The following is an 11603-nucleotide window of genomic DNA, read 5'->3' on the forward strand; positions in this document are numbered from 1 at the left end:
ACTTGTCTTTTGAAGATAGAAGGATACTTGTTAAAATTGCTGAAATGTACTACGAAGAGGGGGCCACTCAATCTCAAATTGCCGATGAAATCGGTGTAAGCCGCTCTCTTATTTCAAAATATCTTGCCAAAGCAAAAGAGCTGGGGATTGTTGAAGTCATTATCCATGATGAAACCATTCACCCATACCGGCAGTTAGAAGGAAAAATAGAACGTTTATATGGGTTACGTGAAGTTATGTGTATTCCAAGCCTTGGAAATGAGTCATCCAAGAGTCGTTTAGGAGCGGCCGCAAGTAAATATTTATTAAGAGTCATCCGGGATGGCCAAACCATCGGAGTTTCGTCTGGCACAACCTTGCATGAGGTAGCCGAGGCTATGTCGACAAATCAGCAATTTCCATCAGTTACCTTTGTTCCTTTAGTTGGAGGAATGGGAAATGAGCGGGTGGATATCCATGCAAATACTCTTGTTGCAAAGTTTGCAGGCGTCCTGCAAGCACAATACAAGCTCCTTCATGCACCGGTAATGGTTGATTCCAAAGAAGCGAAAGAGATCTTTATGCGCCAAACTTCCATCCAAGACATATTTGATTTAGCAGCCAAAGCGAACATAGCGATTGTGGGGATTGGCGGAACTCCTGAGCACTCAACCATGGTGAAATCGTACCTTGGTCAGGAGACTCAAGAGTATTTTAACCAGACAGACGTGGTTGGCGATATTTGTTATAACTTCATTAACAATAATGGAGACACCTCATCTAATTCTTGGAATGAACAAGTGATTTCATTGAAATTAGAGCAATTAAGAGACATTCCCCTTGTTATAGGAGTGGCCTGTGGATTAGAAAAAGTTCAGGCGATAAAAGCCGCCTTGGAAGGTAAATTAGTACATGTATTAATCACCGACGAGCTTACGGCAAAGGCTTTATTGGATTAAGGATTGAAAATCTGGGACGAAATCAAATTTCGTCCTATTAATTTTTAAATCATTAAGCAGAGGGTGAAAAAAATAGCTTAGAAGAATTCATTGAACAATTTGCCACTATTCGCATCGCATACTTTCTATCGATGCGATTGAAAGATAAAAAGCTCTCTCCAATTGACTTTTTATGGATGGGAGACATGTTTTATCATCTAACGGAGGAATTATATGAAAAAAATGTCAGTTATTAAAAATGAACAGGTTACAAGGGCACTCGAATCTTCAATGAGACAATATCTGGTAGGTAAACTATCTCGTCCGCAGGAACTTGAGTATATTGAAGATGAAAAGCTAGAAATCGGAATCACTTCCTATGCTGAATTTACTACTGAATTACCGCATTATCATACTCAAGCGTACGAATATCAATACATACTTAGTGGCAGTGCGGAATACATGGATGTGGAGACAGGAAAGTTATACACCTTTGAAAAAGGAGACTTTTATGTAACTCCTCCTGGTTTAACTTATGCACAGCGGTCACAGCCGGGCACAGCAATCTTTTTTGTAAAAACACCACCTGGAAATGATAAAAGGGAAGTTGAAGCAACAGATGAAATAAAGAAATGGCTTAATAACGAATAAACAAAATGCTAAATAAGTCAGCAACAGGCTGGCTTTTTTTTGGGCTTTAAAAAGCTTAATTTAAATCAAATTATATTAACAGTTTATTAGAATTAATTAAAATACTTTACACCCCCTTTACAGAGCTCTTTATAGAAAAAAGGAAATTGGGAAAATAGGGCCCCTTCCAATTAAAGTCTTCTAAACACACCAGTAGCTAGACGATATGGTGGTATCCCCCTTTTATGAATAAAAAATCCAATTAAAGTAAAATGTATGAAGAAATGAGATAAAGCAACTAATGAAGTATTTGTTTTCAACTTGGGAGGATATTTATGGTTAGGTTTCGGGTGCGAAAACTGATTACATTGTTGGGTCAAAACAGGGTAAAGGAATTAGAAAATACCAATATGTTACCTTCAGATAAAAAGGTAAGCCCTGACCTTGCAGAAAATGAGAGAATATTTAAAGACATTTTTCAACATTGTTCTGATGTAGTTTTTCGTCCGATTACTATCCATGGGCAAACCCAACTCCTTTTGATTTACGTCGATGGTTTAATTGATTCGAAAGTGCTAGATGAGGTCGTTTTAAAACCAATGATGTTCCAAGGAATGCCCCAGGGGTTGGGTAATATTACTCGGTTTGGACAAATGGTTAAAGATCAAATGATTGCCGTTGCACAAACAAAAATAGCTTCTACAGTGAATGAAGTAGTTCAAGGTATTGTAAGTGCAAACATTGCTATTTTGATTGAAAGTGAAAACGATGTTTTACTTGCAGACCTAAAGGGAGCGGCGGCAAGAAGTATTGAGGAACCAGGTTCAGAGCCGGTGATTCGTGGAGCAAGAGAAGGCTTTACGGAAGTGCTTCGTACCAACACGAGTTTGTTGCGTAAAAGAATGAAAAGTCCATGTTTAAAAATGGAACCTCTTCGCGTTGGTAAGATAACTCAAACAGATATTGTGATTTCTTATATTGAAGGAATTGTAAATGAATCGGTTCTTGAGGAGGTGCGAGAAAGAGTAAAGCGCATTCAGATTGATGGTGTTCTGGAATCTGGTTACATTGAAGAATTTATTGAAGATGCGCCGTTTTCACCTTTTCCTACAATTCAAAATACGGAGCGTCCCGATGTCGTGATGGCAGGTTTGCTTGAAGGTAAGGTGGCGATCCTTACCGACGGGACCCCTTTTGTTCTTCTGGTTCCTTTCACTTTTTATGGAGGCCTTCAAGCGGCGGAGGATTACTATGAACGATTTATGTTCATGACAATGATTCGTTGGATTCGTTTTCTTCTCTTTAATGTGGCTTTGTTTCTCCCCTCTATCTATGTAGCCATTACAGTGTTTCACCCTGAGATGATGCCCCAAAGTTTACTCATTAGTTTTGCCGCTGCTCGTGAAACAAGTCCGTTTCCAACGGCAGTCGAAGCCTTTTTGATGGAACTTACCTTTGAATCTCTGAGAGAGGCGGGTGTCCGTCTGCCAAAGCCGGTAGGTTCAGCAGTAAGCATCGTAGGTGCACTGGTCATTGGGCAGGCTGCGGTAAGTGCGGGGATCGTGTCGGCTCCGGTTGTCATTGTGGTATCAGGGACAGGTATCGCTTCATTTGCGATTCCGCGTTACAATTTGGGATTGGCTTATCGTATTCTTCGCTTTCCTTTGCTGATTTTAGCAGGGACACTTGGGTTATTCGGCATTGCTATGGGTTTTTTGACAATTTTATTCCACCTGACCAGTCTTCGGTCATTTGGTGTTCCGTATCTCAGTCCGTTGACTCCACAAAGAGGGAAAGGAGTCAAAGATACACTTTGGCGGGCACCCCGTTGGATGCTGCATGTTCTTCCTAAATTGATAGCAGGGAAAGATAGTGTACGAGTTCCAAAAGGTCAAAAACCTGATCCGGAAAGATAATGGAGGGCGTAAAAAAGTAATGAAAAAATTCCTCAGTCTTATAATTTTTTTCTTGTCCTTATTAGTTATGACTGGTTGTTGGGATAGTAAAGAGTTAAATGACCAGGCGATTGCCTTTGGGTTTAGTATGGATGTGGCGGAAAATGGTACTTACCAAGTGAGTGGCCAGTTTATTATTCCATCTAAGATGGCGACTGGGGAGAAGGGCGGGGGAGGAGGAAGTGCCTTTTTCGTGGAAACAGCAAAAGGAAAGGATCTGTATGAAGCAAGACAAAATCTGCAAAACAAGCTCTCTCGAACTATCTTTAAAAACCAGCGGCTATCTATATATATTGGGGAACGTCTTGCGAGGCGCGGTATAAAGGAAATAGTAGATATGATAACCCGAGATCCGGAAGCTGGGATACGAACGGATATCTCTGTTGTAAAAGGAGGGCAAGGATTGGATGTATTGAAAACATTCTATCCTCTCGAATCTAACTCTTCTCAGGCATCGCTAAAAATACATGAGCAGTTTGATACAGCAGCGAATACTACTTTTTTAAATTTGGTAGTGACGAGTACGAATGCAAGCAGTTCCAGCTTGCCAGCATGGACACTTGATTCTTCTTCTCGCAATGAATCGCAACAGAAGAACCTAAAATTTGCGGGAAGTGCTATTTTTAATGAAAATTTGAAATTAGTTGGATACTTAAACAATGAGGAAGCAAAAAATCAAATGTGGATTACAGAAAAACTATCATACCAATACATTACTTTATTTATTCCACAAGAGAATGGCAACATTAGTGTAGAATTAAGAAACTTGAAAAGAAATATTCGTACGACATTTCAGGGAAATAAGGTGAAGGTACATCTTACACTGACCGGTAATGGTGAGGTGAAACAGAACAATACAACATTTGATCTCACACAATCGAATAAGGTAAACACAGTGGAAAAGGAAGTAGAGGAACAGTTTGAAAAGAGTGTTCGTCACTTGATTAAAAAGGCGCAGAAGAAATATAAGACAGATATTTTCGGGTTTGGTGACACGATCTTTCGTAGACATCCAACCCAGTGGAAAAAAATAAAGAACGATTGGAAAAAGGAATTCACTGAGGCGGACGTTACAGTAGACGTTAACATAGCAATCCGCTTAATTGGATTAACAGGTTCGTCTGCAAGCATAGAGGAAGAAAAATAAAAAAGTAATACATATTACCGTATACATTAGAAAATGTCCCTTACGGAGAGTACAGGTATTCATGTACTTATCCAAAATAAAGGACATTTTTTTATGTACTATTCCTTTCTCTTTATTACCCTTTGTTTAACCCATGTTACGACACATAGCATAGCTGGTAAAATGAGAAACAACGGTACCCATATATATGGAATAACAATCTTTAAAGCAAGGTAGAATATATGTTCAGAGACGTTTTTTGAAATGGTCATTCCTATATACAGAACGATAATTACCGAAGGCAAGATGAGTACACGATAACTCTGTAGGCGTGTCAACTGCTTAATTGCTGTAATCGCTGCGAATATTTTGATATACATTTTAAAAAATGCTGTTGCTGTAAAGTAGAGTACACCAAAAGGACTTAAGTTGTTGATGAAATCACCTACATTTACGACCCCAAGCATGGTGTACAGCGGATAAATACTTCGTTTGAATAGATCTTCATCAAAAATTGATATGGCAAATATTAATGAGAATGAAAGCATTATACCAGATAAAAGAGAAGATAAAATGGTAATTTTCATAATCCGTTCAGGGTTCTTAGTTTGTATCCAAATCATTGCGAACACGATTGACTCCCCATATGTTTGTGTTATTCCCACTGGATATACTACTTCCCAAATCGGACTCCAGCCTTTCTCTAGTAAAGGCAACAGATAGTCAAGGTGTATCACTTTTGAGCTACAAAGTAACACAACCTCAATTAAAAACAAAAACATAATTATAGAAAACAAAGTTTCTCCTACTCGTGCAAGACTCTCGATGCCCAAGAATAAAGCGTAAGCCATGACAAGCATGTACAGCCCATTAAATACTATGGGAGGAGTGTTTGGTAAAAGAGTTGTCGGGATTAAATCCCTTAAATCACCTACAACTCGTCCTGCGTCAAATAGAAATAGAAGCGGGTACAACCAGGAAATTGGTGTACCCACCCAACGTCCCAGTTGTGCTGGGAACCATTCGATAAGTGTTAATCCGGGATGCATACGCATTAATGCGATATACATCATAATGACTACAGTTCCTAAAAGGGTTGAACACAGGGTAGCGATCCAAGCATCCCGGCCAGCAATATTACCGAAACCAAATATAATGGTAGTTCCAAGTTGATACAAAAACGTCATAGTAAATAGTTGGTAATTGGTAAATCTCTCCATTTGAACTCACTCTTTTATTTTTTGTATTGGTGGTAGTAAATAAAATACTATGTGAGGAATCTATTCCGAATATAATCACCTTATTTTTTCCTATTCCCCTATTGAATATTCCTTAAGAATGACATACCGAATTTAGAAGCTATCGAAAGACTGGCAAGAATGCTGGTACCAGTCATTAAGTAAAAGAAGAAAGTGGGTCTTAAAAATGTTATTCTAACCGAACTTCGTGAATTGGTGGATAAATAAATTATTGGAAAAGAAATGGTTGATAACATGATTCTCAAAGTTATATAAAGCAGTGAATGATGAGAAAAAGAGGATTAAAAATCTTGAAATTGAAATGCAGCAGCTTAAGAGGAGAACATCCCTGCCCGCAATAAGCTTAACCATTGGGGTCATTGGTAACGCCATTTCAATTGTTACTCAAGAAACTGGTACAATGCTATCCTCAGCACAAATGGGAGCCATTATAACTTCTTCAACACCAGCATTTATGGTTATTTTTGCTCGCTTACTTCTTAAAGAACGATTGACGTTAAAAAAGGGACTCTCCGTTTGTTTAGCGACAGTTGGGGTTTTTCTCATTGTTGGAGACGGTCATGTAAATTTGTCAAGTAAACTTGGTGGTATTTCTCTGCTTATTGCTGCTTTAACATGGGCACTCATGTCTCGTTGGAAGAGGATGGCTCCATCCACGATCCACAAAGAATCGAATATTTAAAATCACATATTGAAGCATTAGAAAAAGCAGTAAATTATGATGGTGTTGATCTAATTGGCTATACGCCTTGGGGAATCATCGATATCGTATCCTTCACAACAGGTGAAATGAAAAAACGATACGGGATGATTTATGTTGATCGGGATAATGAAGGAAACGGATCAATGAAGCGATATAAGAAAGATTCATTTTATTGGTATAAAAAAGTAATTGAAACCAATGGTGAAGAATTAAATGTCTCTACTGCTTCTTTGAACTAATACCTGGAAAATGTAAATATAAAGGTAAGCCAGACAATGATAAAAAATCTTGTCAGGCTTACCTTTTTGTCTTGAATGTTTAAAATGGTTTATAGATAAAGTGATTTATTAGTTCATGCAGCTTATTGAAACCATTAATATATCAGTCATTATTTTGTTTTGTTCATGTATTCTGCTGTGTTGTGAAAGTAATAATTGTAAATTACATGGTTTATTCTTGTGGATGATTTTGTAAATCATTACTACGTAAAAGTTATACATGTCAACTTTCGGACAGAGAATCCAGTAACTTTGGGTAAATTATAAGTTGGACACCTTTGCCCCCGTTCAACTTTAGAAAAATTAGAGAAATTAAAATTCAACTGCTGAATTAATTAAGGGAGTATCAGAACTTTATGAGGTTCCCCTTGTTTATTTTTTTGAGGATACAAAAAGGGTTCTAGAGGAATTAGTGATGAATGGCTTTTCTTTGTGGAGGAAATGGAAGCAAAGAAGATTACTCCTGCTGAGATTAGAACACTGTTACAAATTTTAACTAAGTTGAATGTCAATATTTTTATGGAGAGGACTTAAAATGGAAACAACTGAAATGTGTGCACATTGCGCAAGCTGGTTTGAAAAGAAAATGATGAGGCGTCCGAAAGGAGCTAAATTGCTATTAAAAGAAATCGAGACCCACTTCGTAACTAAAGTATAATGAGTGCTCCTCCTTTTTAAGATATCCATTCCTAATCTACCCTGCGGGATTAATTAATGTATTAAGTAATGCGAAGTAATCTTAGTTACGCACTTTGTGAAAGGAAACGTCCAAAAAAGTAAAAGTTCTATGTTCTTTAGAAAGGTAGTGCGTTCGAAAAAGTTACACTTTTCGAACGTTTCTATTTTCCCTATAAATAAGCCATTTTTATAGTTCGTCAAAGTGAAAAATAAGTTTACGAATGTTCGCAAACTTACAGATATATTTACAAACATTCTAACTCACTCTTTTATTTTGTGAATAGATGCTATCACCGTTATTCCCTTTTTTACGGCTACTTAGTTAAGGTACTGTTAACAGTGCTTATTTTTAACTAACAGAATTGTTTTATTATTCAGATATGTTATAATGGATCGATCAAAAAAAGAAAAGAGTGTTATAATGCGTAAGTATAAAAAATCATTTGAAGAGTTAATAAAAGAGAATAAGCAAGAATTACTTAAAGATAAACAAGCAATCGAAAAAATTGAAGAGCGTATAGAAAAACGCAATGAGGTTAAAAAGCTAGCTTAATATAGCTAGCTGCAGACTGTAGACACCCCCCCCTTTTTGGGGGATTTGCCTACAGTTTTTTTGTATAATAAAGATACTACTAATTTTGTAAGGTGATGGAGAAAATGCTAACAAAAAATACTCAAATGAATCGAGATCAATTAGAAATGATAACTCTAGAACAGTTGGTGCCGAAGAACCACTTGGTCCGAAAAGGGGAAGCTGCGATAGATTTTTCATCTATATATCCTCTTGTTCAAGAGATGTACTCTGCTGAACGAGGACGTCCAAGTATCGATCCTGTTGTATTAATAAAAATGGCATTCATTCAATATATGTTCGATATTCGCTCGATGCGTAAAACGATAGAAGAAATTGAAACGAACCTAGCATATCGTTGGTTTCTTGGATATGGGTTCCATGATAAGGTACCGCACTTCTCCACCTTCGGTAAAAACTATGAACGCCGATTTAAGGATACAGATTTATTTGAACAGATATTTTACAGAATTCTAAAGCTGGCAACCGAAAAGAAATTAATCAGTGGCGAACACGTTTTTATTGATTCTACGCACGTGAAGGCGAGTGCTAATAAGCGTAAATTTGAGAAAAAGGTAGTTCGTAAAGAGACGAAAGCGTATCAAGAGCGTCTTCAAGAAGAAATCAATAGTGATCGTGAAGAACATGGGAAAAAGCCTATCCCCCCTGAAAAATTTGAAAAAGAAGAAACGAAGGAAATCAAGGAAAGTACCACGGATCCAGAGAGTGGGTACTACGTGAAAGATGAGCGGACGAAGCAGTTTGCCTATTCTTTTCATGCAGCTGCCGATAAAAATGGCTTTGTCTTAGGAGCGATTGTCACCCCGGGTAATGTTCATGATAGTACGATGTTGGAGCCTCTTCTTGGAAAAGTCATAGAGAACTTAGGGAAACCTGCTGCTGTTGCTGCTGACGCTGGATACAAAACACCTGCAATTGCTCGATAGAGTTCCTTTTTGAAAGAAAGAGTGATGGGTGCCGTGCTTGATAAAAGAAAATTGTTATCATTATGTATTTTAATCGTTCCCTGGTTAACAGTTCCTCTTTTAGGAAAGAAATCATTTATACGGTTCCTGCCTGCTACGACTTTTGTTAATCTGATTATAAGTCTGTTTAGTGTTGTAGCAGATAGGAAAAGGCATTGCCAGTTCGGTAAATGTACTTATTAGTTCTGATGAATTTGACAGTAACGCCTCCAAAGAAGGAATTGCAGTACTCGAAAATCAATTATTTAATCTTTTGGTAAAACGTCCTTATCTATTATTGAATTATGGCTCTACAAAAGAGTCTGAAGTTGTAAGTGAGGATCCAAACCGGGTGGATAAACTTTTGGAAATTAAACCTTATACTGAAGAAGGGAAAGAGCTTAGAAGTCAAATCGTCGTTTAATAAAATCAATTTCTTTGGTTTCGAGATCAATGTGATTATTCGTGAAAAAAGCAATATGATATTACAAAAAACTATCATGATATTTGTTTGAATATATTCCAGTCATCCGTGTTTTCACCGACCTTCCCAATGCTTATAAAGCGATACTTTTGAATTTTACTTTATCAAAAATATAGTTCAAATTCGAGCTATAAGTGGTATGATCAGGAAAAATGCGAAGTTATAGGGGTATCACCAGGGGTCCCGACGGCAAAACGCGGATATTATACGCTAAGGATATACAATATTTTATGCAGGCTGCTGGAACTGTCAGTTCCGTTAAACACTGCTATGACGGGGCTGTATTAAAACGTGCATACACAAAAAAACGGCAAGGGGAGAAAACCTTTGCCGTTTCTGTCTTTTTAGGTGAAATGAACTTTCGATAATTAAGATATTATGTTAACTGGACGTGTATAGAGTATGCATTGTTCCTTGTTTAACGAACAGGGAAAGTTAGTTACAGATGAAGGTCTTTTTGTCTATATGGTGGGTAGGTTAAAAACTTAAAATATTTACCTTAATTTAGGAGATGATAAAATTAAGAGGTGATTACTTTGAACTCAATAATTAAGAATTTAGATTTACATGCTCAAGGAAATTGGCTGCCAATCGTGTTATCACTACTATTGTTTTTATATGCTCTTTTTATGCCCAAAAAAGAGATAGGTTGGAGAAATTTTTATATTACTTTTGGAATAATTGGTTATTTTGCTTGGATTGCTGATTCTGTATTAGGAAAAATATTAAATGTTGTTGATTATGGTAGCCCAAACCTGACGGGAATTGATGAGTTTTTGAGCTACAGCTTAATTCCTTCCTCACTTTCAGTTATTTATTTAAACTATTTAAAAAAGACAAATAAATGGATGCTAGCCATTATTTTTATCATAATTTCTACTTTAATTGAATGGGGAATGAGGAAAGTAGGATATGAAAAAACTCATGGCTGGAGCTTTTTCATTTCACTCCCTTTGTATTTTGTAGTATTTAGTTTTTTACTCCCTTTACACAGTAAATTCATAAAATGCAAATAACTTCTGCTTTCGAAGATTATATAAACAAGTAAGCTCGTCAGAACAAAATCTGACGAGTTTTTTTCTCTTTCTTTACTTCGAGTTAACTCTAAGTCGTAGTACAACTAGGAGGTGGTACGTATGTACAGTATTTCAGAAGTTGCAGCACAAACCGGATTTACTGCTCATACATTACGATATTATGAGAAGATCGGCTTATTGACTTCTCCAACAAGATCCAGTGGTAAGAGAATGTATACACCGGGGGATGTTCGTTTGCTTCAATTTATGAAGATCCTTAAAAATACAGGAATGACACTGGAAGATATTCAAGAATTCTTACAAGATGGTTGTTTGTTGGAGAAAAATGACATGGAACGGGAACGATATGCAAAAATTCAAAAAAGGACTCGCATCTTACAGAAACATACAAATCCAGCTATATAATATTTATTGGACGGCTAATTCTGTGTTAGCCGTCCTTTTTTAGTGTATGGAGTGTCGAATAAACTACTCCTTTTATAGAGAATAAGTATAATTCTTATAATCCCTGTATGATGTTTTTTTAAAATTATTTCGTACGCACAATAGCTTTAAAACGTGTATCCTATTAAATTGTGAAAAACGGTGTTAAAATCCCCAATATAAACGGTTAAAAATTCCCCAAAAATAACGGATAATTGTCTCGATACATCAAAATTTTTTTGAGTGGAGAGACAGCATGTTAAAGGATGGGGAATTTTTTATGATCAGAGAGTTACATCAGAAAGGATGGACTCAAACTGCAATTTCAGAAGAAACAGGGTTTGATAGAAAGACCATTAGGAAGTACATAAACCAGAATCAACTTCCTAAAAGAAAGGGGGATAAAAAAAGTAAAGGAAGCAAATTAGATGACTATAAAGAGTATTTGTTAAAGAGACTTAAAGAAGGAACCACAAATTGTGTAGTTTTGTTAGAGGAGATACAGGGAATGGGCTATGATGGCCAAATGACAATACTAAGGGAGTTTATTAGTCCCTTTCGTGAAAAACCTAATAAG

General features: G+C 36.8%; 9 protein-coding genes and 4 pseudogenes. 12 read left to right on the forward strand and 1 reads right to left on the reverse strand.

All coding sequences use genetic code 11. The annotated features are described in order from the left end of the window. Positions 1 to 2: 2 nt before the first annotated feature. The 4 genes from J7E67_RS20195 to J7E67_RS20210 all read left to right on the forward strand — a co-directional run bounded on the left by J7E67_RS20195 (position 3) and on the right by J7E67_RS20210 (position 4649). Positions 3 to 938, forward strand: a complete 936-nt coding sequence (locus J7E67_RS20195; RefSeq protein WP_214732735.1) for a sugar-binding transcriptional regulator — start codon at positions 3 to 5, stop codon at positions 936 to 938. Positions 939 to 1151: 213 nt separating this feature from the next. Further along, a complete protein-coding gene (locus J7E67_RS20200) occupies positions 1152 to 1568 on the forward strand; it encodes a cupin domain-containing protein (protein WP_214732736.1) in 417 nt (138 codons plus the stop codon). 314 nt (positions 1569 to 1882) lie between these two features. Further along, the gene (locus J7E67_RS20205) at positions 1883 to 3463 is read left to right on the forward strand and encodes a spore germination protein (RefSeq protein WP_214732737.1); all 1581 of its coding nucleotides are present in this window, start codon (positions 1883 to 1885) and stop codon (positions 3461 to 3463) included. A 19-nt stretch (positions 3464 to 3482) separates the two neighbouring features. Beyond that, the gene (locus J7E67_RS20210) at positions 3483 to 4649 is read left to right on the forward strand and encodes a Ger(x)C family spore germination protein (protein ID WP_214732738.1); all 1167 of its coding nucleotides are present in this window, start codon (positions 3483 to 3485) and stop codon (positions 4647 to 4649) included. Positions 4650 to 4747: 98 nt separating this feature from the next. Here the strand turns inward: J7E67_RS20210 and J7E67_RS20215 are convergent, their stop codons facing one another. Further along, entirely contained in the window at positions 4748 to 5848 is a 1101-nt protein-coding gene (locus J7E67_RS20215) for a GerAB/ArcD/ProY family transporter (protein WP_214732739.1), read from the reverse strand. A 376-nt stretch (positions 5849 to 6224) separates the two neighbouring features. Between J7E67_RS20215 and J7E67_RS20220 the strand changes: the two are divergent. The 8 genes and pseudogenes from J7E67_RS20220 to J7E67_RS20250 all read left to right on the forward strand — a co-directional run. After that, positions 6225 to 6542 (forward strand): annotated as a pseudogene (locus J7E67_RS20220) (EamA family transporter); the annotation flags it as partial. Then, positions 6518 to 6829: pseudogene (locus J7E67_RS20225) on the forward strand (family 1 glycosylhydrolase); the annotation flags it as partial. The pseudogenes J7E67_RS20220 and J7E67_RS20225, both read left to right, overlap by 25 nt. A 574-nt stretch (positions 6830 to 7403) precedes the next feature. After that, positions 7404 to 7526: a hypothetical protein gene (locus tag J7E67_RS31880; protein ID WP_285291936.1), complete on the forward strand. Its 123-nt coding sequence runs from the start codon at positions 7404 to 7406 to the stop codon at positions 7524 to 7526. Positions 7527 to 7967: 441 nt separating this feature from the next. After that, positions 7968 to 8099, forward strand: coding sequence for an FbpB family small basic protein (locus J7E67_RS20230; RefSeq protein ID WP_251026892.1), 132 nt, complete (start codon positions 7968 to 7970; stop codon positions 8097 to 8099). Between the two features lie 104 nt (positions 8100 to 8203). Continuing rightward, positions 8204 to 9061 (forward strand): annotated as a pseudogene (locus tag J7E67_RS20235) (IS1182 family transposase); the annotation flags it as partial. Between the two features lie 1041 nt (positions 9062 to 10102). Next, on the forward strand, positions 10103 to 10582 hold the full coding sequence (locus tag J7E67_RS20240) for a hypothetical protein (protein ID WP_214732740.1): 480 nt from the start codon (positions 10103 to 10105) through the stop codon (positions 10580 to 10582). Between the two features lie 120 nt (positions 10583 to 10702). Next, positions 10703 to 11008: a MerR family transcriptional regulator gene (locus J7E67_RS20245; protein WP_214732741.1), complete on the forward strand. Its 306-nt coding sequence runs from the start codon at positions 10703 to 10705 to the stop codon at positions 11006 to 11008. A 274-nt stretch (positions 11009 to 11282) separates the two neighbouring features. Beyond that, positions 11283 to 11603, forward strand: a pseudogene (locus tag J7E67_RS20250) (IS21 family transposase); the annotation flags it as partial.

The sequence above is a fragment of the Bacillus sp. ISL-46 genome (assembly GCF_018613205.1).

Excerpts from the sequence above, each read along its gene's own strand:
- J7E67_RS20200 (WP_214732736.1), top strand. The coding sequence starts at position 1,152 with ATGAAAAAAATGTCAGTTATTAAAAATGAACAGGTTACAAGGGCACTC.
- J7E67_RS20205 (WP_214732737.1), top strand. The coding sequence starts at position 1,883 with ATGGTTAGGTTTCGGGTGCGAAAACTGATTACATTGTTGGGTCAAAAC.
- J7E67_RS20210 (WP_214732738.1), top strand. The coding sequence starts at position 3,483 with ATGAAAAAATTCCTCAGTCTTATAATTTTTTTCTTGTCCTTATTAGTT.
- J7E67_RS20215 (WP_214732739.1), bottom strand. The coding sequence starts at position 5,848 with ATGGAGAGATTTACCAATTACCAACTATTTACTATGACGTTTTTGTAT.
- J7E67_RS31880 (WP_285291936.1), top strand. The coding sequence starts at position 7,404 with ATGGAAACAACTGAAATGTGTGCACATTGCGCAAGCTGGTTTGAAAAG.
- J7E67_RS20230 (WP_251026892.1), top strand. The coding sequence starts at position 7,968 with ATGCGTAAGTATAAAAAATCATTTGAAGAGTTAATAAAAGAGAATAAG.
- J7E67_RS20245 (WP_214732741.1), top strand. The coding sequence starts at position 10,703 with ATGTACAGTATTTCAGAAGTTGCAGCACAAACCGGATTTACTGCTCAT.